Below are 19,690 nucleotides of genomic sequence, written 5' to 3'. Positions count from 1 at the left end.
CCGGGTTCAGCTTTCGCCTGAAACCGGACCTTACCGTTCGATTTCCTTGTTCCAGCGCTGGTTCCAGTCCGGGCGCTTCTCGTTGATGACGTCCCAGTCCACCGTGACGGCGTTCTTCATGTAGCCCTGGAACCGGTTCATCTCGTCGGCGACGTCGGCCGGGGCGGTGACCTTGGTGTTCGACGGGATCTGGGCGCCGTATTGCAGCGCGGCCAACTGCGCCTCCTGACCCAGCAGATAGGCGGCGAGCTTCTGCGCGGCCTCGTTGTCGGGGGTGTTGGCGACGACGCATTCGCCGACCATCAGCACGACCGAGCCTTCCTTGGGCTGGGCGTATTCCACCGGGATGCCCTTGGCCTTCAGGCTGCCGACGCCGGTCGGGGTCAGCGGGAAGATGGCGGCCTCGCCGGTCTGCACCATCTCGGCGATCTTGGCGGAGCTGGGGATGTATTCCAGCACGTTGGGGCCGATGGTCTTGCGCCAGGTGGTGAAGCCCGGATCGACGTTGGCCTCGGTGCCGCCCTTGATGCGGTTGTACATCAGGAAGGCGTGCAGGCCGAAGGAGCTGCTGGAGGCCGACTGCACCACCACCTTGCCCTTGTACTTGGCGTCGGCCAAATCCATCCACGAGGTCGGGGCGGCCCAGCCGTTTTCGTCGAACATCTTCTTGTTGTAGGCCAGGCCGGTCATGCCCATGTTGACGCCGACCGCCATGTCGCCCTTCATGCGCGAGGCCGGGTAGACCTCGTCCAGCACCGGCGACGGCGCGATCTTCTGGCACAGCCCCATGCCGATGGCGCGGTACATCAGCCCGTCGTCGAGGAAGACGACGTGCATCTGCGGGTTGTCCTTCTGCGCCTGCAGCTTGGCGAGGATGTCGGACGAGGTGCCGGGGACCACCACCACCTTGATGCCGGTCGCCTTCTCGAAGGCGGGGAAGACATGCTCGGTGTAGGTCTTCTCCATCGTGCCGCCGTTCATGCCGATGTAGACCGTCTTGGTCTGCGCGGCGGCGGGGGTGGCGATGGCGGCCGCCGCAGCGAGGGCGACCGTGGCGAGTCCGGTGAGCGACAACGAACGAAGGGTGGGCATGCTCGTCCTCCAGGGGGGTCGGGGTGGATGTTACGGGGTCGGCGTGAAACGGTCGATGCGGAATGGCTCCAGCGGCATGGCCGTGCCGCCGTCGCGGACCAGCTCGGCCAGCGTCTGCCCCACCGCCGGCCCGATCTGGAAGCCGGCGCCGGAGAAGCCGAAGGCGTGGAACAGGTTGGGCGTGGTGCGGCTGGGGCCGATGACCGGGTTGCGGTCGGGCGTGTAGCCCTCCACCCCGGTCCAGCAGCGGATGACGTGGGCGTGGCGCAGCTGCGGGAACAGCTCGGCGGCGTCGCGCATCAGCCCCAGCACGGCGTTGCGCTCCGGCCGGGCGCGGTCGGCGTCGAGCGCGAAGCCGCGGCCGCCGCCGACCACCATGTTGCCGCGCGGCACCTGCCGGCCATAGACGCCGCCGCCCTCCACCCCGATGTTGACGTCGAGGAAGCGGGGCAGCGGTTCGGTCACCGCCATGTTGGGGTGCAGCGATTCCAGCGGCACCGGCTCGCCGAACGCCTCGGCGACGCGCAGCGACCAGGCGCCGGCGGTGTTCAGCAGGACCCGCGCCCGCACCTCCAGCGCCTCGCCGCTCAGCAGGACGAAGCGGTCGCCGTCCTTCTCGACCCGGTCGACCGGTGTCTGTTCGCGCACCACCGCGCCCAGCGCCGCCGCGGCGCGGGCGAAGGCGGGGGAGACGAGCCGCGGGTTGGCGTGGCCGTCCTGCGGGCAAAGCGAGCCGCCGACCGCGCTGTCGCCCAGCGCCGGCCAGCGGCGGCGGAACGCCTCGCCGGCGATGATCTCCAGGTCGAGGCCGAAGCCCTGGCTGCGCTCGCGGTAGGCGATCAGGGAGTCGAGGTCGGCCTCGCTGCGCGCCAGCTTGAGGTGGCCGGAGCGGATGTATTCGGCGTCGGTGCCCAGCAGCTCCGGCAGGCGGCCCCAGATGGCGTGGGCGCGCTGGGACAGCGGCAACTGCTCCAGCGGGCGGCCCTGGCGGCGCACCCCGCCGAAGTTGACGCCGCTCGCCTTGGCGCCGCACCAGTCGCGCTCCAGCAGCGTGACCGAAAGGCCGGACTGGCGCAGGAACAGGGCGGCCGAGCCACCGACGATGCCGCCGCCGACGATGGCGACGTCGCAGTCGATCCGTTCACGCATCATGCGACCTCCCGGCCTGGGGGGTTGCTCTCTCTCTGGGGGGAGAGCGATCGCATTTAACTCCCTCCCCCGGGGCGGGAGAGGGGATGGTGGTTGCAATGGGAAGCGGTTTGATCGGCGGCTGCGCGCGCAGGCGGCCGACGCCGTCGGGGCCGGTGCCGAGCGCGCGCGCCAGCAGTTCCGTCGCGGTGGCGCCGCACATGCGGCCCTGGCAGCGGCCCATGCCGACGCGGGTCAGCGCCTTGGCCCGGTTGATCTCGCGCGCCTGGCCGCTGCGGCCGACGGCGCGCAGGGTGCCGGCGGTGACGCCCTCGCAGCGGCAGATCATGGTGTCGTCGGCGATGGCGTCGGCCCAGTCCGCCGGGAAGGGAAAGGCGGCGTTCAGGGCGCGGCGGAAGGCGGCGATGCCGGTGAGCCGGCGGTCCAGCTCGGCAACGCGGGCCGCGTCGACCGGGCGGCCGCCATGGTCCCGGGCAAGGTCCTCCAGCAGCGCCAGCGCCGCGCGCTCGCCCGCCAGTTCGGCCGCGTCGGCCCCGGCGATGCCGCTGCCGTCACCGGCCAGATAGACGCCGGGGACCGAGCTGCGCCCGGCGGCGTCGCGTTCCGGCAGCCAGGCGCGGTCGGCGGCGTCGAAGCGGAAGCGGCAGCCGGCAAGATCGGCGAGCTGGGTTTCGGAGCGCAGCCCCAGCCCGACGGCCACGGCGTCGCACTCGGTGCGGGTCTCCCGGCCCTTGGCGTCGCGCCAGACCAGCGCGGCGACCCGCTCCGTCCCCTCGGCGCGGACCGGGCGGACGTTGTAGTGGATCGGCACGCCGCGGGCGCGCAGCCAGCCGAGATAGAGCATGCCCTTGGCGAAGGTCACCGGGTCGCGCAGCATGCCGACGCCGGCGCGGGCCTGGGTGAGGAAGGGCGTGGTGTCGAAGATGCCCGCCACCTCGACCCCGGCCTTCAGATACTGGTAGGCAACCAGCAGCAGCAGCGGCCCGGTGCCGAGGAAGGCCACCCGGCGGCCGACGGCGCAGCCCTGGAACTTCAACGCCACCTGCGACCCGCCCAGCGTGAACACGCCGGGCAGCGTCCAGCCCGGGAAGGGCAGCACCCGGTCGGTCGCCCCGGTCGCCAGGATCAGGTGGGAGAAGGGCAGCGTCTCCACCGCGCCGTCGCTCAGCAGGTCGAGCGCGCCGGCCTCGCAGTTCCACGCCAGCGTGCGCGGCCGGTAATCAACGTGGTCGCGGATCGCCGCCATGGCGCGGTGGACGGCGTCGGCCTTGCCGGCCTCCAGCCCATAGAGCGCCGATTTCGGCCGGGTGAAGGGGCCGCCCTCCGGCGGCTGGCGGTAGATCTGGCCGCCCCAGCGCGCCGCCTCGTCGATCACCACCGGGCGCAGGCCGGCGGCGACCAGCCGTTCGGCGGCGCGGATGCCGGCCGGGCCGGCGCCGACGATGACCGGCGGCAGCGGGGCGAGCCGCGGAACGATGACCGGCGGAACGGGGGCGTTCACGACGTCCACTCCCCGTCGCTGAGCAGGCGCATGCCGTCGGCGATGAAGGTGCCGCAGGCGCGCAGGCGCTCGCCCGTCTCCGTCCGCACCCAGCAATCCTGGCAGGCGCCCATCATGCAGAATCCGGCGCGCGGGGCATCGGCGAACTCCGACCGGCGCAGGCGGTCGCCGTTGGTCAGCATGGCGGTCATGACGGTGTCGCCCTCCAGCGCCTCCACCGGGCGGCCGTCGAGGGTGAAGCGGACCACGCGCCGGCCGTTCTCGGCCACACGCTGCAGCAAAGCCATGATCAGGGGTCTCCGAGAGGGGGCGGCCAGCGGCGAACTCAGTGCTGGCCGACCAGGATGCGGTCCAGGCCATAGACGCGGTCGAGCAGCAGGACCGCGACCGCGGTGATCCCGATGATCAGCGCCGACACCGCCGCCATCATCGGGTCGATGGATTCGGTGGCGTACATGTACATCCGCACCGGCAGCGTCACGGTGGACGGCGAGGTGATGAAGATGGACATGGTCAGCTCGTCGAAGCTGTTGATGAAGGCGATCAGCCAGCCGCCGGTGACGCCGGGCAGGATCATCGGCAGGGTGACGCGGCGGAACACCGTGGCCTCGCTGGCGCCGAGCGACAGGGCCGCCTGCTCGACGCTGCGGTCGAAGCCGGAGATGGCGGCGATCAGCAGGCGCATCACATAGGGGGTGACGATCACCATGTGCGCCGCCACCAGCCAGCCGAAGCTGCCGGTCGCGCCGACGATGGCGAACAGCCGCAGCATGGCGACGCCCAGCACCAGGTGCGGGATGATCAGCGGGGACAGGAACAGCGCGTTGAGGAAGCCGCGGCCGGGAAACTCGAACCGGGTGATCGCCAGCGCCGCCGGCACCGCGAGCCCGACCGCCAGCGTCGCCGACAAGAGCGCCAGCCACAGGCTGTTCCAGAAGGACTGGACGAAGTCGGGGTGATGGAACACCGCCTCGAACCAGCGCAGCGAGAAGCCGTGGGTCGGCAGCGACAGCGTGTTTTCCGGGGTGAAGGCGACGAGGCAGACGATGGCCAGCGGCGCCAGCATGAACAGGACGACCAGGGTGTGGAAGATCAGGGCGACGGGTCCGTTGCGGGTCATGGCGTGCCTCACCCCAGCCGGCGGCGGTAATGGCCTTCCACCACGCGGTGGTAGGTCAGCATGATGATCAGGTTGGCGGTGAGCAGCAGCACGGCGACCGCGGCGCCCATCGGCCAGTTGAGGTCGCTGAGATACTGGTCGTACACGACGGTCGCGACCATCTTCAGCCGCCGCCCGCCCAGCAGGCCGGGGATGGCGAAGGCGCTGGCGCTGAGGCCGAAGACGATCAGGCTTCCCGACAGGATGCCGGGCAGGATCTGCGGCGCCACCACCCGGACGATCGCCGTGGCGCGCGAGGCGCCGAAGGACAGCGCCGCCTGCTCCACCGCCGGGTCGAGCTTCTGCAGCGAGGTCCACACCGGGATGACCATGAAGGGCAGCATGACGTGGACCAGCGCCACGATCACCGTTCCCTCGCCGTACAACATGCGGACGCGGCCGACGCCCAGCGCCACCAGCGCCGCGTTGATCGGCCCCTCCGGCCCCAGCAGCATGCTCCAGCCGAAGGCGCGCACCACCACCGACACCAGCAAGGGCGCCAGCACCACCAGCAGGAACACCGAGCGCCAGGGGTTGCCCATCCGGCTGAGGATGTAGGCCTCCGGCACGCCGATCACCACGCAGATCGCGGTGGCCAGCGCCGACACCCGGAAGGTGCGCAGGAAGATTTCCAGGTAATAGCTGTCGGTCAGCACCGACCGGTAATGCTCCAGCGTGAAGCCGCCGGTGCGGCCGGTCATGTGGTCGAACTCGTTGAAGGACAGCAGCGCGGTCAGGAACAGCGGGGTCAGCACCAGCGCGGCGAACAGCAGCGCCGCCGGGGCCGACAGGATCAGCGGCGCGGAGCGGACGCGGGCGGCCGGCGCGTCGTCGTCGGGCGCGGTGGCGGGGGTGGCGGAGGGCGCGGCAGAGGGCTGGGCGGTCATCCCGCCACCTCCAGCGCCGGGTCCGGCGCCTCGGCCAGGGTGCCGCGATGGATGCGCACGACGGCGGGGGACCAGTCCAGCCCGACCGGCGCGCCGGTCTCCACCGGGGTGGAGCCGTCGTTCGGCGTCACCGCCATCAGCGTGCCGAGCGGCCCGTCGATGTGATAGAGCCACTGGCTGCCCAGGAAATAGCGGTCGGCGACCCGGCCGGTCAGCAGCCCTTGGGTGGGCGCGGTCAGCCGCAGCTTCTCCGGCCGGATGCACAGCGTCACCGTCTCGCCCGCCGACAGGCCGGCGGTCTCGACATCGACGCGGATGCCGGCCAGCGACACGCTGGCGCCGCCGGCCGTCGCCGCGGTCACCGTGCCCGGCAGCAGGTTGGTCTTGCCGACGAAGCGGGAGATGAACTCCGTCTGCGGGTGTTCGTAGATGCGATAGGGCTGGTCGATCTGGGTGATGCGCCCGGCCTCCATCACCACGACGCGGTCGCTGATCGAAAAGGCTTCCGACTGGTCGTGGGTGACCATGACGGTGGTGGTGCCGACCTTGCGCTGGATGTCGCGCAGCTCGAACTGCATCGCCTCGCGCAGCTTGGCGTCGAGGTTCGACAGCGGCTCGTCCAGCAGCAGCACCGGCGGGCGGATGACCAGGGCGCGGGCCAGCGCCACGCGCTGCCGCTGGCCGCCCGACAGCTCGCGCGGGTAGCGGCCGGCGTAGGGCGACAGGTGCACCAGCGCCAGCGCCTCCTCCACCCGCGGCTTGCGCTCGCCCTTCGGAACGCGCTGCATCTCCAGCCCGAAGCTGACGTTGTCGAACACCGTCATGTGGGGGAACAGGGCGTAGCTCTGGAAGACGATGCCGAGCCCGCGGCTGTTGGCCTTGGCCCGGGTGATGTCGCGCCCGTCCAGCCGGATGGTGCCGGCCGACGGCTCGACGAAGCCGGCGATCATCTGGAGGGTGGTCGTCTTGCCGCAGCCGGACGGACCCAGCAGCGACACGAACTCCCCCTTTTCCACCGACAGCGAGATGTCGCCGACCGCGGTCATCGGACCGTAGCGTTTGGTGATGTTCTTCAACTCGAGGAACGACACGGGGGGTTTCTCCCTCTTGCGACGCAATGCCTCACCTGTATGACCCCGATGGTTCCGCCGCAGCCCCGCCTGCGTCAACGGGCTTTTCCGTCAGTAGAAAAGATTTTGCAAAAGCTTCCGATATACGGAATAGATGGCGCTGCATTCGCCACTGGATTTCGAGGGGAGCCAAACCATGAGCGCCGATGACGCGGGTGCGAAATCCAGTCTGCAGCGCGGGCTGTCGATCCTGCGGCTGCTGGCCGACACCAACGAGGCGGGGGCGCGGCTGACCGACATCGCCCGCGCGCTGGACCTGACCCCGCCCACCGTGCACCGGCTGCTGAAGACGCTGGTCGAGGACGGCATGGTCGAGGCCGACAAGGCGACCAAGCGCTACCGGCTGGGCATCGACCTGTTCGCGCTGGCGGCGCGGGCCGGCAACCCGAACAACCTGCGCGACCTGTGCCGGCCGATCCTGCTGCGCCTGTCGGCGACGCTGCGCGACACCATCTTCCTGCTGGTGCGCAGCGGCTTCGACGCGGTCTGCCTCGACCGCAGCGAGGGGCCCTTCCCCATCCGCTCCTTCACCGGCGACATCGGCGGCCGGGTGACGCTGGGCGTCGGCCAGGGCAGCCTCGCCATCCTCGCCTTCCTGCACGAGGAGGAGCGGGAGGAGGTCATCCGCTTCAACCTGCCGCGCATGCAGGGCGTCGGCATCCTGGACGAGGTCTATCTGCGCACAGAGATCGCCCGGGTGCGCGAGCTGGGCTACGCCAGCCGCTCCACCGGGCTGCTGCCGGGCATGTCCGGCGTGGCGGTGCCGGTGCTGGACCGCGACGGCTACGCGGTGGCGGCGCTGAGCGTCGGCACCATCAGCGAGCGGCTGAACGAGGAACGGCTGCCGGTGGTGGTCGACATCCTGAAGCGGGAGGCGGCGAGCATCTGCCGCCAGTTGAACCCCTTCGACCCGGTGCTGCGCCGCCCGGCCGCGGTGCTGGGCAGCGGCCCGGCGTGAGGGGGGCGTACCTTCGCCAATGTTCGCTGCCGATTGATGTCGATCAAATACCCGGACCGTCGCTGCGGCTATGGTAGCGCTATCCCGGACGATCCGGGTCGTTGGTTTCGACGGCTGGCATGACGCGGTTGTTTTCCCTCTTCGCCGTTCTGGCGTTCGTCCTCGCGCTCCTGGTGAGCGCGGCGGGCGGCGCCGTGGCGCATGCGGAGATGCCGGCCGGCACGATGAACGGCGCGATGGACCATGGGATGGGCCATGGCGGCTCCCACCACGCTCCGCCGTCGGAGCCATCCCAGAACGACCATCACAAGGCCGCCCTGGCGGCCGCGTCGACCTGCTGCCCGGCGGCCGAGGCTCCGGCGACGCACGGCGTGGGCGTCTTGCGGACGGCGACCGAAACCTCCTGGCATCCGCACCCCGGCGACGCCCCGCCGGCCCGCGCCATCACGCCGGACACACCCCCTCCGAAGACCGTCCTCTGATCGGCTGAACGCCCGCGTCGGGCCCGGCCGTGTTCGCACACGATTCCGATACGCGATCAGAGGACTCTCACGATGTCCGAGAGACATGTCACGACCCGTCGCGGCTTCATCGCCGCGCTGGGGTTCAGCGCCGTTTCCCTGTACGGCGCCTGGGCGGCCTATGGCGCCGCCCCCCTTCCCTTCGGCGGCCACAAGGGCGCCGCCGCCTCCGAACCCGACGCGCATGACGGCCATGGTGGCGGTCACGGCGGCCATGGCGCGGCGGAAGCCCCGGCGGAGCCCGCCGGTCACGCCGGCCACGGCGCGGCGGCCGGCATGACGCCGGAAGAGTTCCGCAGCGCGCACGACGCCTTCGTCGAACGCTTCACGCAGAAGGACGGCAGCGCGGACCCGCACGCCGCCGTGGAGGCGCACGCGCATGGCGGGCATGGTCACGCCGGCGCCGGGCACGACCATGCGTCGATGGGAGCGGCGATGGTGGCGGCGGCCGAGCCGGTCGACGTCTACCTGATGGCGCAGAAGTTCGCCTACAGCCCGGATGTGCTGCGGCTGAAGGCCGGGCAGCCCTACCGGTTCCGCATGATGGCGGACGACATCACCCACGGCGCGTCGATCCAGTTGGGGTCGGCCAGCCGCATCATCCGCCTGCGGCCGAACGTCGTGACCGAGCAGACGATCACCTTCACCAAGCCGGGCGCGTACCTCGTGTACTGCACCGTCTATTGCGGTCCGGCGCACGACGCCATGCAGGGCCGCATCGTCGTCGGCTGAGCGGGGAAGGATTTCCATCATGGATTGCATTTCGACACCGGTCGCCACGGCCGACACGCGCCCGCGCCTGACCGCCCGCCTCGCCGCCCTGCCGAGGGGCGACGCATCGCTGTTCCGGCTGCTGTTCGGCGCCGCGCTGCTGGCGCTGGCGCTGGGCCTGGCCGGAGGCTTCGTCACCGCGCTCGCCCGCGCCCGCGCGCTGAACCTGTTCGGCGACGACGCCTACCGCGTGCTGACGCTGCACGGCGTCTCGGTCTTCTTCTACTGGCTGTACCTGATCCAGGCGGCGCTGCTGCTGGTGCTGGCAGCGGCGGAGAATGGCCGGGGCCTCGCCCTGCGCCCGCTGGCGTGGCTCGGCGCCGCCCTGATGTTGGCGGGCTTCGCCGCCAGCGAGTGGATCTCGGCCATCGGCACGCCGCTGCTCTATGACGGCAGCCCGGAGCTGGCGGTCGACGACCCGCGCTCGGTCGGGGTGTTCGCGCTCGGCTACCTGCTGCTGTCGGCCGGGCTGGCGGCGGCGGCGGTCAGCGGCATCGCCACGCTGCTCCAGCCGCGGCGGCGGGGGGAGGCCGAGGCGTTCAGCGCCATCGGCTTCGCCCTGTTCGCCTGGGCGGGGTTCCTGATCGTCAGCGCCATCGCCGCCACCAACGCCTTCCTGCCCGGCCTGCTGTGGGCGCTGGGCGCCGGGCCGTTCCCGGCCGACCACGGCACCGAATGGCACATCCTGTTCCACAACCTGCACTATCTGCCGCTGATGGCCACCGTGCTGGTGTGGTACGTGCTGACCCAGCACCTGACCGGCGTCACCTCGATCCACGGGGCACGGCTGTCGAAGATCGTCTTCGCCGCCTATCTGGTCTTCGTGCCGCCGACCAGCCTCTACCACATGTTCCTGGAGCCCAACCTGTCGGAGAGCGTGCGGGTCGTCGGCTCGCTGCTGTCGCTGTTCGTGTCGGTGCCGACGCTGGCGGCCTTCGCCATCATCGTCTCGTCGCTGGAAGCCAGCGCCCGGGCGCGCGGCGCCACCGGCCTGTTCGGCTGGATGAAGGGACTGCCGTGGCGGAACCCGGCAATGGCCAACATGGGCTGGGCGGTGGTGAACATGCTGGTCGGCATCACCTTCGCCTTCGTCCTGATCCAGGAGAAGCTGGCGCCGATGCTGTCGGACACCTTCTTCGTGCCGGGCTATTTCCACTTCTTCGCCGTCGGCGTGCTGACCCAGACCTTCCTGGCGGCGCTGATGGTGATCCTGCCGGCGCTGGGCGGCGGCGCGCTGTGGCGTCCCGACCTGCTGCGGCGGATGCCGGCGCTCGTCACCCTTGGCCTGCTGATCTTCGGTACGGCGGGCATCGCCGCCGGAGTCATGGGCGTGCCGCGCCGGGTGTTCGACGTCGGCTATGGCGGCATGGCCCCGGCGGCGTGGCCGGTGCTGATGGCGCTGGTCGGCGTCGGCGCCACCCTGTTCGCCGTCGCCCTGTCGGTCAGCGTCTACGGCGTTGTCCGCACGCTGCTGTCGCGCCGGGCGCCGGCCACGGCGGAGTCACGCCGGGTCGACTGGACGGATGGGCAGCGCGGCGTCGGCGCCGTGCCGGCCTGGACCGGGCCGCTGTCGGTCGCGGTGCTGATCGCCACCATGTATGTCGCCACCATCGTCGCGTTCGAGATCATCCAGTCGCTGCCGATCGTCGCCATCGGCGGCGGCCATGGCCACTGAGCGCGGGAGAACCACCATGAAGATGACCGAAGAACTCTGGCTGGTCGTCGCCATCGCCGCCGTGTGGGCGGCGCTGGCCGCGGTCTACGCCCTGGTCCCCAGCCTGGGCATGCCGGGCTATGTCCGCGTCTGGGGCGGCGGGGCGGCGCTGTTCCTGCTGCTCGCCGCGGTGCTGGCCGCCGCCGGCTGGACGGCCCGCCGGGGTTGAGGGGCGGGAGCGGAAGGGGGTGGGCCGCGAGGGTCCGCCCCCCTCGCCTCACTTGGCGGCCGACTTGGCCGGGTGCTGTTTCAGCCAGTCCTGAAGCTGCTGGATTTCCTTGGTCTGGTCATCGACGATCTTCTGGGCCATCGCCTTGAGTTCGGGGTCCTTGCCGTGCTCCAGCTCGACGCGGGCCATGTCGATGGCGCCCTGGTGATGGGCCGCCATCATCCGGGCGAAGTCCTGGTCGGCGTTGCCGGCCATCGGCTTGCGCATGTCGCGGTTCATCTTGCGCATGCTCTGCATGTAACCGCGCGAGGCCGGATCGGTCGGCACGGTCTGTGCGCCCTGGGCGCCCCGGTGCATGCCCGGCTGCATGCCCTGGTTCTGCCCCATGCCGGGACCGCCCATCGGGCCACCCATCGGCGCCGTGCTCTGGCTCTGCGGGGTCGGCTGGGGCTGGGACTGCTGGGCCGCCGCGGTTCCGGCGAGCAGGGCCGTCGCCATGGCCAGCGGGGCGATGACGCGGCGGATTGGGTGAGCGATCACGCTGTGCTCCTTCTCTGGATTTGGGGCACTCTGTGGTCGGGCTTGACGCGACCGACCAACATCACGCCTCTCTAATGAACACGCGGCAGCGCCCGAGGTTCCGAGGGGACCCGAGCGCCCCCGAGACCAGACCATCCGACAGGAGGACCCGATGCCGATCCGCAGCACCGCCGCCGCCCTCGCCGCCTCGCTGGCCCTGGCCGCCGCGCTTGGGCTGGGAAGCGCCGCGGCGCAGACGGCCACGCCCCCAACCGCCATGCCCCCGACGGCGATGCCCCCGACCGCCATGCCAATGTCCCACGCCGATCACGCCGCCCACCATGGCGGTGCGGCGACGCCGGCCACGGCCGGCGCGGTGCCGACCATGCCGGGGCAGGACGCCTTCGGCACGATCCAGGAGATCGTCCGCATCCTGGAGGCCGACCCCGCCACCGACTGGTCCAAGGTCGACATCGAGGCACTGCGCCAGCACCTGATCGACATGAACGAGGTGACGCTGAACGCCCGGGCGGCGGCCACGCCGGTGGAGGGCGGCGCGCGCTACGAGGTCAGCGGCGCGGGGCGCACCGGGGAGGCGATCCGGCGGATGGTCCCGGCGCACGCCCACGAGATCGACGGCATCAACGGCTGGTCCGTCCGGGCGGAGCCGTCGGCCACCGGCGTCACCCTGACCGTCACCGCCGCCGATCCGGCCCAGACGGCGCGCATCCGCGGCCTGGGCTTCATCGGCATCATGGCGCAGGGCAACCATCACCCGGTGCACCACCTCGCCATGGCACGCGGCGGCTTCAGTCACTGAGCGGCCATCGAAAGGCTCCGATCGATAAGGACAGGTGATCGAACGCATCAGGAGTTTGCGTTGGATGCGGGCGGCGTCCGTCGTCATAGTCCGTGCATCGGACGCGGACGGACCGCCCCAGTCGGGGGACCGTTCGACGCCCTTCCCCCCGTCCTTCCCGGCCCCGTCCTTATCCGACCCCGGCATCGGGCCGCGTGGCGGGCCGCGTGGCCCTGCCCGCGGCTCCAACCGGCGGTCCGTGGCCGGATTTTCGCAGGAGCCCGATCCGTGACCCGCAACCTCGTGCCCCCCGCAACGGCGATTCCGGGGTGGAGCCTTCGCCACCGCATTGTGCCGGTCGTTCCGGGGCTTGCGCTCTGCGTCGCGGTCACGCTGGCCGCCTTCGCCGCCGCCTGGGGCGAGGCCCGGCTGTTCGGTCAGGCCTGGGTCGAGGCGCTGGTGCTGGCGATCCTGATCGGAACGGCGCTGCGCAGCGCCTGGAGGCCGTCGCCGCGCTGGTTCGCCGGCATCCACTTCTCGGCCAAGACCCTGCTGGAGGTCGCGGTGGTGCTGCTCGGCGGCTCGGTCAGCGCCGCCACCATCCTGTCGGCCGGGCCGGCGCTGCTGCTGGGCATCACCGCCGTGGTGGCGCTGGCGCTGGCGGCGGGCTACGGCATCGGGCGGCTGCTGGGGCTGCCGGCGCGGATGGCGACGCTGGTCGCCTGCGGCAACGCGATCTGCGGCAATTCGGCCATCGCCGCGGTGGCCCCGGTGATCGGCGCCGATGGCGACGACGTGGCGGCATCGATCGCCTTCACCGCGGTGCTGGGCGTCGTCGTCGTGCTCGGCCTGCCGCTGCTCGGCCTTGGCCTGCATCTGAGCGGCGTGCAGTATGGCGCGCTGGCCGGGATGACGGTCTATGCCGTGCCCCAGGTCATCGCCGCGACGGCGCCGCTCGGTGCCACCGCCGTGCAGGTCGGCACGCTGGTCAAGCTGGTCCGCGTCCTCATGCTGGGGCCGGTGTGCCTGCTGCTGTCGGTGCTGGCCCGGCACCTGCGCGAGGAGACGGACGAACAGCCGCCGCACATCACCGCCGGCGACCGCCCCCGTCCGGGCCATCCGCCGCTCCACCAGCTCGTTCCCTGGTTCATCCAGGGCTTCCTCGCCATGATCGCGCTGCGGTCGTTCGACCTGATCCCCCAGGCCGCGCTGGCGCCGATGGAGCAGGCGGCGACGCTGCTGACGGTGGTGTCGATGGCCGCCCTGGGGCTGGGCGTCGACGTCCGCACCGTCGCCCGCGCCGGCGGGCGGGTCACCGCCGCCGTCGTGCTGTCGCTGCTGGTGCTCGGCGGAATCAGCCTGGGCCTGATCCGCCTGATCGGCCTGTCCTGAGCCCTGGCGGTTCCGGGACGCGGCCCCATCTGATGCGGGGCGTGGTTCACGCCGACCTGATCGGAGACCCTGCCATGAAGCTTTCCGGTTCCTGCCGCTGCGGCGCCGTGCGGTTCACGCTGAACTCGCCGACGCCGGTCCCCTACATGCGCTGCTACTGCACGATCTGCCGCAAGAGCGCCGGGGGCGGCGGCTACGCCATCAACCTGGGCGGCGACGCCGACACGCTGGAGGTCGAGGGCCGCGAGGCGGTGGCGACCTGGCGCGCGCCGATCGACGATCCCGACCATCCCGGCCAGACCCACCCCGGCCCGTCGCACCGGCATTTCTGCAAGCACTGCGGCACCGCGCTGTGGGCGGAGGACCCGGCCTGGCCGGAGCTGGTGCACCCCTTCGCCTCCGCCATCGACACCGCCCTGCCGGTCCCGCCGGAGCGGGTCCACATCATGCTGGACTTCAAGGCGCCGTGGGTGGAGGTGCCGGCCGGGCCGAACGACCGGCATTTCCCCGGCTACCCCGACGAATCGCTGGAGGACTGGCACCGCCGCCACGGGCTGCTCGACCGCTGAGCCGGCGGCGGAGGCGGGGCTCCCATCCCCGGCGGTGACGGAACCGGCCCGCGGGCGTCCTGTTGCTTGGCGTTAGAACGGCGACGCAGCAAAGGCGTTCCGGTCCTTCGCAAAGCGGCATGGAGAGCATCGATGGCACGCACGGCAGCCGACATCCTGGTCGACGTCCTGGTGGACTGGGGGGTGGACACCATCTTCGGCATCCCCGGCGACGGCATCAACGGCATCATCGAGGCGCTGCGCCGCCGCAAGGACGAGATCCGCTTCATCCAGGTCCGCCATGAGGAGGCCGCCGCCTTCGCCGCCTGCGGCTACGCCAAGTTCACCGGCCGGCTGGGCGTCTGCATCGCCACCTCCGGTCCCGGCGGGCTGCACCTGCTGAACGGGCTGTACGACGCCAAGCTGGACCACCAGCCGGTGCTGGCGATCACCGGGCTGCAATACCACGACCTCGTCGGCACCCACACCCAGCAGGACGTCGAGCTGGACAAGGTGTTCCAGGACGTCGCCGTCTACAACCAGCGCATCATGGGCGCGGCGCATGTCCGCAACATCGCGACGCTGGCCTGCCGCACCGCGCTGGCCCACCGCGGCGTCGCCCACGTCACCATCCCGGTCGATTTGCAGGACCAGCCGGCCGGCGACGACCTGCGGGCGCCCCGCAACGTCAAGGGCCACAACACCGCGCTGTTCGCGCCCGAGCTGCCGGTCCCGGCGGAATCGGAGATGCGGCGGGCGGTGGACATCCTCGACGCCGGCCAGCGCATCGTCATCATGGCCGGCCAGGGGGCGCTGGCCGCCACCGACCAACTGGAGCGGCTGGCCGAGAAGACCGGGGCGGTGATCGTCAAGGCGCTGCTGGGCAAGGCGGCGGTGCCGGACGACAGCCCCTACACCACCGGCCAGATCGGGCTCTTGGGGACCGAGCCGTCGCAGACCGCGCTGGAGGGCTGCGACACGCTGCTGATCGCCGGCTCCACCTTCCCCTACATCGAGTATTACCCGAAGCCGGAGCAGGCGCGCGGCATCCAGATCGACATCGACGCCGCCCGCATCGGCCTGCGCTATCCGGTGGAGGCCGGGCTGGTCGGCGACTGCCGCATCGCGCTCGACATCCTGATCGAGCGGGTGCGGCGCCACGACGACCGCCGCTTCCTGGAGGAGGCGCAACGCGGCAAGGCCGACTGGATGCGGCTGATGGAAGAGCGCGGCAGCCGCACCGACACGCCGATGAAGCCGCAGGTCGCGGCGTGGGAGCTGGGCAAGCGGCTGTCCGACACCGCCATCGTCGCCTGCGACAGCGGCACCATCGCGACGTGGTGGGCGCGGCAGATCCCGGTGAAGCGCGGGCAGTTGCACACGCTGTCCGGCAACCTCGCCAGCATGGCGCCCGGCCTGCCCTACGCCATCGCCGCGCAGATCGCCCACCCGGACCGGCAGGTGGTCGCCTATGTCGGCGACGGCGGCTTTTCGATGCTGATGGCCGATTTCGTCACGGCGGTGAAGTACGGGCTGCCGATCAAGGTCATCATCAACAACAACAGCTCGCTCGGCCAGATCAAGTGGGAGCAGATGGTGATGCTCGGCAACCCCGAGTATGTTTGCGACCTGCACCCGATCGACTTCGCCAAGGTGGCGGAGGCCTGCGGCGGCAAGGGCTTCACCATCCGCGATCCCAAGGAGTGCGGGGCGATCCTCGACGCCGCGCTCGCCCATCCCGGCCCGGTGCTGGTCGATTGCCTGGTCGACGCCAACGAGCCGCCGATGCCGCCGAAGGTCAAGGCCAAGCAGGCCGCCCATTTCGCCGAAGCGCTGGCCCGCGGCACCCCGGACGCACTGAAAATTGCGGCGACCGTCTTCAAAGATCGCGCCCGTGAAATAATCTGACGGCCTGTATGAAAGAGTTGAAAAGGTGGCCGGCCGGACCGCCTTCCGGGATATATCCGGTGGCCGCGGCGCGGGCCATACGAAAGAAAGGGTTACTTTGGCCCGGTCCCTACCTCATTTTTGGAAAGATGAGGGAGATCGCCGATGATGACTCTTCTGTATCGCAGCGACGCGGTCGCCCTGCTGCCTTTCTCGGCATTGGCGGACATCTGCGTCACGAGCGCCCGGGCCAACCGGCGGCTGGGCATCACCGGTTTCCTGGTGGAGCGTGACGGGGTCTTCCTTCAGGTGCTGGAAGGCGAGGCGGGCGTGGTGGAGCCGCTGTTCGCCCGCATCGCCGTCGACCCGCGCCATTGCAACGTCACCGTCATCGACCGCAAGGTCGGCGGGCCGGGCCGGCTGTTCGGCTTCTGGGCGATGAATGTCGGGCCGCTCGACAACCCGTCCCTGCTGTCCGGCAGCCTGGAGCCGCTGCGCGACGCCGCCGCGTTCCGACGCGGCATCGCCGACGCCGACACCGCGCTGGCCGTGCTGACCCGCGCCTACGCCTTCGCCCGCAAGGTCGCCGTCACCAACCCGGTGATCGGCGATTTCATGATGGGCGGCGTCTGACGGGCCGGGCGACGGGCGAGTGATGACGGGCTGGGCGCCGTTGCCGCAGCCCTCATTGCCGGCTTGACGGCGCGCGCGTCCGTGCCATGGTCGCACCTCGCCCGGCCGCGGTGGCCGGATGCCGAGGAGACCGTTGCCCGATGAGCGCCTTGCGGCGTCTTTTCCCTCCCGCCGCCGCGCTGGCGCTGCTGGCCACCGCCGTCGCGTACAAGCCGTGGCTGCACGCGCATCTGCTCCACGTCGTCGGCCCGGTGCTGAGCGACGGCTTCGACACCGTCGTCGCGTCGGCGGCGTGGCTGGTCGCCGCCTGGGGCGGGTCGCGAATCGTCGACGCGCTGGCGACCGGCACGGCGGAGCGGCCGGCGCGCATCCCCCGGCTGCTCAGCGACCTGCTGCGCTTCTTCCTGTACGGCTTCGCCGTGCTGGCGATCCTGGCCTTTGTGCTGGACCAGCCGGTGACCGGGCTGCTGGCGACCTCCGGCGTCGCCATCGCCGTGCTGGGCTTCGCGCTGCGCAACATGATCGCCGACATCTTCGCCGGCATCGCGCTGAACATCGAACACCCCTACCGCATCGGCGACTGGATCGAGCTGTCGCCCGGCGTCGCCGGGCGGGTGGACGAGATCAACTGGCGCGCCACCCGCCTGATCACCACCGAGGGCACCGCCATCATCGTGCCGAACGGCATCGTCGCCGGCAGCCGCTTCACCAACGTCAGCCGCCCCACCCCGGCCTTCCGGGTCGCGGTGCCGGTCCTGCTCGACCAGGAGGTGCCGGTGGAGCGGGCCAAGCGCGTCCTGCTGTCCGGGTTGATGTGCGCCGACGGCGTGCTCGCCAGCCCCCGGCCCGACGTGGTGGTGGTGGAGGCGACCGCCAACGGCGTCGCCTATCAGGCCCGCTTCTGGATGGAGGACGGCGCCCGCGTGGCGATCGTGCGCGACGGCGTGCTGACCGCCATCCTCGGCAACCTCGCCCGCGCCGGGATCGAGCTGGCCCACCAGAAGCGGGAGTTCCGGCCGCGCCGCAGCGCCACCAACCCGCCGGGCACGCTGCGCCGCCGCCTGCTGCAGCAGCTCGACCTGTTCGCCGCCTTCGACGAGGCGGAAATCGCCGAACTGGCGCTGGCGCTGCGCAAGCGCCGCATCCCCGCCGGCACCGCCGCGGTGCGCCAGGGCGAGCCCGGCCAGTCGCTGTTCGTCATCGCCGAGGGCGTCTTCGACGTGCAGCTCGACCAGGGCGCCGTGCCGGTGCGGCTGAACCGGCTGAGCCCCGGCGACCTGTTCGGCGAAATGTCGCTGCTGACCGGCCAGCCGCGCAGCGCCTCGGTCATCGCCGGCACCGACGCCGTCGTCTACGAGCTGGACAAGGACCATGTCGACCCGGTGCTGCGCCGCCGGCCCGAACTGGCCCGGCTGCTGGCCGAGCTGATGGCCCAGCGCCAGACCCGCAACGAGGAGGAACGCGTCCGCCAGGGGCGTGCCGGCGCCGCCCCGCCGCCGGTGGCGTCGCAGGACCTGCTGGCCCGGCTGCGCGGCTTCTTCAAGCTGTGAGCAGCCCGAGCCCCGGCCCGGCATAGCCGGGGAACACCGCCGGGCCGACCAGCCCGGCCAGCACCGCCCGGTAGTCGGTGGTCACCGCCAGATCGACGCCGCGGTCCAACTGGTGGCTCGCCAGACCCGGCCATCGGCCCAGCATCCGGCCGCCGGCGACCCGGCCGCCCAGCGCCAGCATGGCGCCGCCATGGCCGTGGTCGGTGCCCTGGCTGCGGTTGCTGCGCAGGCGGCGGCCGAACTCGCTCAGCACCACCAGGGTGACGCGGTCGTGGAAGCGGTTGGTGTCGGCGTGGAAGGCCGCCAGGGCGCGCGACAGCCCGCGGACGGCGTTGGCGAAGCGGCCGGGCTGGTTCTCGTGGGTGTCCCAGCCGCCGACATCGACCCAGGCCAGACGAAGGCCGATCTCCATCTTCACCAGGCGGGCCACGGTCTGCAGCCCGCGCGCCGCCTCGCCGGTCTCATAGGCCGCGCCGCCCTCGGCGGCGTAGGGGGCGATCTTGCCGTCGGCCCCGCGCGGCAGCCGGGCGTCGATGCCGGCCAGACCGGCCAGCGCGTCGCGGCCGGCGCGGGCGTAGGGTCCGTCGTCGCCGCGGAACAGCCCGTCGAGCACCGCCGCCGTCGCCTTGCCGCCCGGCGGCGCCAGCCCGCGGTCGAGATCGCCCACCGCCAGCGTGCCGCCATGCCCGGCCAGCGCCGCCGGGACGCCGGTGCCGGCCGCCATCGCCGACAGCGTCATCCTGTCGCCGGCCATCCCGTCAGCGGCGCCGTCGCCGAGCCAGCGGGCGGCCCAGCCGGCGCCGGTCCGGGTCAACGCCGCCTCGTCGCCGACGCCGCGCTCGATCAGGTCCTGCGCCACGAAATGGCTGCGGGTGCCGTCGGTCAGGCCGGCGGCGTGGACGATGGCGAGGCTGCGGTCGCGGTACAGCTCGGCCAGCGGCGCCGCCTCCGGGTGCAGGCGGAAGTCGATGCCGGCGGCCAGCGTCTGCGCCAGCGGCAGGCCGGCGGCCTCGCCGTCGGTCTGCACCCGCAGCTCCGGCGCGCGGGCGGCGCGGTAGTCGGGATCGTCGGCCGGCGCCATCAGGCTGAGCGTGTCGGCCCCGCCGCGCAGGAAGACCACCACCAGCGTCCCGGTCCGCATGCCCGCCACCGGATCGCCGGCGGCCCAGGCGACGTTCGGCTGGCCGGGAACCCCGCACAGCCCGCCGCCAAATCCCACCGCCAACCCGGTGGCCAACCCGCCGCGCAGAAGCCGGCGCCGCGAGAGGTGAAGTGCGTGCCCATCCATCGCGAAACCTCCCAATGCCCGTC

The 19,690-nt window shown here is 71.7% G+C and carries 20 protein-coding genes; 11 read left to right on the top strand and 9 right to left on the bottom strand.

Annotation, left to right across the window (positions count from 1 at the left end):
* Positions 1-30: 30 nt before the first annotated feature.
* From TSO352_RS31265 to TSO352_RS31235, 7 genes are read right to left on the bottom strand one after another with little or no spacing between them, the layout of a single operon-like run.
* Complete coding sequence (locus tag TSO352_RS31265; protein ID WP_109111177.1) at positions 31-1,092, bottom strand: ABC transporter substrate-binding protein; 1,062 nt, start codon at positions 1,090-1,092, stop codon at positions 31-33.
* A gap of 30 nt (positions 1,093-1,122) precedes the next feature.
* Positions 1,123-2,244 (bottom strand): FAD-binding oxidoreductase, encoded by a 1,122-nt coding sequence (locus TSO352_RS31260; protein WP_199231794.1) that lies wholly within the window; start codon positions 2,242-2,244, stop codon positions 1,123-1,125.
* Positions 2,234-3,742 (bottom strand): NAD(P)/FAD-dependent oxidoreductase, encoded by a 1,509-nt coding sequence (locus tag TSO352_RS31255; RefSeq protein ID WP_247872562.1) that lies wholly within the window; start codon positions 3,740-3,742, stop codon positions 2,234-2,236. The genes TSO352_RS31260 and TSO352_RS31255 overlap by 11 nt, the downstream gene beginning before the upstream one ends.
* The gene (locus TSO352_RS31250; RefSeq protein ID WP_109111175.1) at positions 3,739-4,029 is read right to left on the bottom strand and encodes a (2Fe-2S)-binding protein; all 291 of its coding nucleotides are present in this window, start codon (positions 4,027-4,029) and stop codon (positions 3,739-3,741) included. The genes TSO352_RS31255 and TSO352_RS31250 overlap by 4 nt, the downstream gene beginning before the upstream one ends.
* A gap of 38 nt (positions 4,030-4,067) precedes the next feature.
* Positions 4,068-4,862, bottom strand: a complete 795-nt coding sequence (locus TSO352_RS31245) for an ABC transporter permease (RefSeq protein WP_109111174.1) — start codon at positions 4,860-4,862, stop codon at positions 4,068-4,070.
* Positions 4,863-4,870: 8 nt separating this feature from the next.
* Entirely contained in the window at positions 4,871-5,788 is a 918-nt protein-coding gene (locus TSO352_RS31240; protein ID WP_109111173.1) for an ABC transporter permease, read from the bottom strand.
* A complete protein-coding gene (locus tag TSO352_RS31235; RefSeq protein WP_109111172.1) occupies positions 5,785-6,879 on the bottom strand; it encodes an ABC transporter ATP-binding protein in 1,095 nt (364 codons plus the stop codon). Before TSO352_RS31235 ends, TSO352_RS31240 begins: the two co-directional genes overlap by 4 nt.
* 175 nt (positions 6,880-7,054) lie before the next feature.
* On the opposite strand from TSO352_RS31235, the gene TSO352_RS31230 reads away from it, so the two are divergent.
* From TSO352_RS31230 to TSO352_RS31210, 5 genes are all read left to right on the top strand, one after another.
* Positions 7,055-7,876, top strand: a complete 822-nt coding sequence (locus TSO352_RS31230; protein ID WP_109111463.1) for an IclR family transcriptional regulator — start codon at positions 7,055-7,057, stop codon at positions 7,874-7,876.
* Positions 7,877-7,995: 119 nt separating this feature from the next.
* Entirely contained in the window at positions 7,996-8,358 is a 363-nt protein-coding gene (locus tag TSO352_RS31225; RefSeq protein WP_109111171.1) for a hypothetical protein, read from the top strand.
* Between the two features lie 72 nt (positions 8,359-8,430).
* Positions 8,431-9,129, top strand: a complete 699-nt coding sequence (locus TSO352_RS31220) for a cupredoxin domain-containing protein (RefSeq protein WP_109111170.1) — start codon at positions 8,431-8,433, stop codon at positions 9,127-9,129.
* Between the two features lie 19 nt (positions 9,130-9,148).
* Positions 9,149-10,843: a cbb3-type cytochrome c oxidase subunit I gene (locus TSO352_RS31215; RefSeq protein WP_109111169.1), complete on the top strand. Its 1,695-nt coding sequence runs from the start codon at positions 9,149-9,151 to the stop codon at positions 10,841-10,843.
* Between the two features lie 16 nt (positions 10,844-10,859).
* Positions 10,860-11,051 (top strand): hypothetical protein, encoded by a 192-nt coding sequence (locus tag TSO352_RS31210; protein WP_109111168.1) that lies wholly within the window; start codon positions 10,860-10,862, stop codon positions 11,049-11,051.
* 48 nt (positions 11,052-11,099) lie between these two features.
* On the opposite strand, the gene TSO352_RS31205 is transcribed toward TSO352_RS31210, so the two are convergent.
* Complete coding sequence (locus TSO352_RS31205) at positions 11,100-11,591, bottom strand: DUF305 domain-containing protein (RefSeq protein WP_247872561.1); 492 nt, start codon at positions 11,589-11,591, stop codon at positions 11,100-11,102.
* Between the two features lie 151 nt (positions 11,592-11,742).
* On the opposite strand from TSO352_RS31205, the gene TSO352_RS31200 reads away from it, so the two are divergent.
* The 6 genes from TSO352_RS31200 (at position 11,743) to TSO352_RS31175 (ending at position 18,379) form a co-directional block, all read left to right on the top strand.
* Positions 11,743-12,390, top strand: a complete 648-nt coding sequence (locus TSO352_RS31200) for a hypothetical protein (protein WP_109111167.1) — start codon at positions 11,743-11,745, stop codon at positions 12,388-12,390.
* A gap of 300 nt (positions 12,391-12,690) precedes the next feature.
* The gene (locus TSO352_RS31195) at positions 12,691-13,761 is read left to right on the top strand and encodes a putative sulfate exporter family transporter (protein WP_109111461.1); all 1,071 of its coding nucleotides are present in this window, start codon (positions 12,691-12,693) and stop codon (positions 13,759-13,761) included.
* Positions 13,762-13,835: 74 nt separating this feature from the next.
* Positions 13,836-14,330, top strand: a complete 495-nt coding sequence (locus TSO352_RS31190) for a GFA family protein (protein ID WP_109111166.1) — start codon at positions 13,836-13,838, stop codon at positions 14,328-14,330.
* Positions 14,331-14,462: 132 nt separating this feature from the next.
* Positions 14,463-16,217 (top strand): thiamine pyrophosphate-dependent enzyme, encoded by a 1,755-nt coding sequence (locus TSO352_RS31185; protein WP_109111165.1) that lies wholly within the window; start codon positions 14,463-14,465, stop codon positions 16,215-16,217.
* Positions 16,218-16,361: 144 nt separating this feature from the next.
* Complete coding sequence (locus TSO352_RS31180) at positions 16,362-16,829, top strand: BLUF domain-containing protein (RefSeq protein ID WP_109111164.1); 468 nt, start codon at positions 16,362-16,364, stop codon at positions 16,827-16,829.
* A 140-nt stretch (positions 16,830-16,969) separates the two neighbouring features.
* Positions 16,970-18,379 carry a mechanosensitive ion channel family protein gene (locus TSO352_RS31175; RefSeq protein WP_109111163.1) on the top strand — a complete coding sequence of 470 codons (1,410 nt, stop codon included), beginning with the start codon at positions 16,970-16,972 and terminating at the stop codon, positions 18,377-18,379.
* Here TSO352_RS31175 and TSO352_RS31170 read toward each other — a convergent pair.
* The gene (locus TSO352_RS31170; protein WP_109111162.1) at positions 18,369-19,667 is read right to left on the bottom strand and encodes a DUF1501 domain-containing protein; all 1,299 of its coding nucleotides are present in this window, start codon (positions 19,665-19,667) and stop codon (positions 18,369-18,371) included. The genes TSO352_RS31175 and TSO352_RS31170 overlap by 11 nt on opposite strands.
* Between the last annotated feature and the right edge of the window lie 23 nt (positions 19,668-19,690).

The sequence above is a fragment of the Azospirillum sp. TSO35-2 genome, from assembly GCF_003116095.1.
Classification (GTDB): domain Bacteria; phylum Pseudomonadota; class Alphaproteobacteria; order Azospirillales; family Azospirillaceae; genus Azospirillum.
This window is presented reverse-complemented; position numbering and strand designations above follow the sequence as displayed.

Bases quoted from the DNA above. Each gene is read 5' to 3' on its own strand.
- TSO352_RS31250 (WP_109111175.1), bottom strand. From the start codon at position 4,029: ATGGCTTTGCTGCAGCGTGTGGCCGAGAACGGCCGGCGCGTGGTCCGC.
- TSO352_RS31260 (WP_199231794.1), bottom strand. From the start codon at position 2,244: ATGATGCGTGAACGGATCGACTGCGACGTCGCCATCGTCGGCGGCGGC.
- TSO352_RS31190 (WP_109111166.1), top strand. From the start codon at position 13,836: ATGAAGCTTTCCGGTTCCTGCCGCTGCGGCGCCGTGCGGTTCACGCTG.
- TSO352_RS31220 (WP_109111170.1), top strand. From the start codon at position 8,431: ATGTCCGAGAGACATGTCACGACCCGTCGCGGCTTCATCGCCGCGCTG.
- TSO352_RS31230 (WP_109111463.1), top strand. From the start codon at position 7,055: ATGAGCGCCGATGACGCGGGTGCGAAATCCAGTCTGCAGCGCGGGCTG.
- TSO352_RS31210 (WP_109111168.1), top strand. From the start codon at position 10,860: ATGAAGATGACCGAAGAACTCTGGCTGGTCGTCGCCATCGCCGCCGTG.
- TSO352_RS31200 (WP_109111167.1), top strand. From the start codon at position 11,743: ATGCCGATCCGCAGCACCGCCGCCGCCCTCGCCGCCTCGCTGGCCCTG.
- TSO352_RS31245 (WP_109111174.1), bottom strand. From the start codon at position 4,862: ATGACCCGCAACGGACCCGTCGCCCTGATCTTCCACACCCTGGTCGTC.
- TSO352_RS31170 (WP_109111162.1), bottom strand. From the start codon at position 19,667: ATGGATGGGCACGCACTTCACCTCTCGCGGCGCCGGCTTCTGCGCGGC.
- TSO352_RS31265 (WP_109111177.1), bottom strand. From the start codon at position 1,092: ATGCCCACCCTTCGTTCGTTGTCGCTCACCGGACTCGCCACGGTCGCC.
- TSO352_RS31175 (WP_109111163.1), top strand. From the start codon at position 16,970: ATGAGCGCCTTGCGGCGTCTTTTCCCTCCCGCCGCCGCGCTGGCGCTG.
- TSO352_RS31185 (WP_109111165.1), top strand. From the start codon at position 14,463: ATGGCACGCACGGCAGCCGACATCCTGGTCGACGTCCTGGTGGACTGG.
- TSO352_RS31215 (WP_109111169.1), top strand. From the start codon at position 9,149: ATGGATTGCATTTCGACACCGGTCGCCACGGCCGACACGCGCCCGCGC.
- TSO352_RS31240 (WP_109111173.1), bottom strand. From the start codon at position 5,788: ATGACCGCCCAGCCCTCTGCCGCGCCCTCCGCCACCCCCGCCACCGCG.
- TSO352_RS31225 (WP_109111171.1), top strand. From the start codon at position 7,996: ATGACGCGGTTGTTTTCCCTCTTCGCCGTTCTGGCGTTCGTCCTCGCG.
- TSO352_RS31180 (WP_109111164.1), top strand. From the start codon at position 16,362: ATGATGACTCTTCTGTATCGCAGCGACGCGGTCGCCCTGCTGCCTTTC.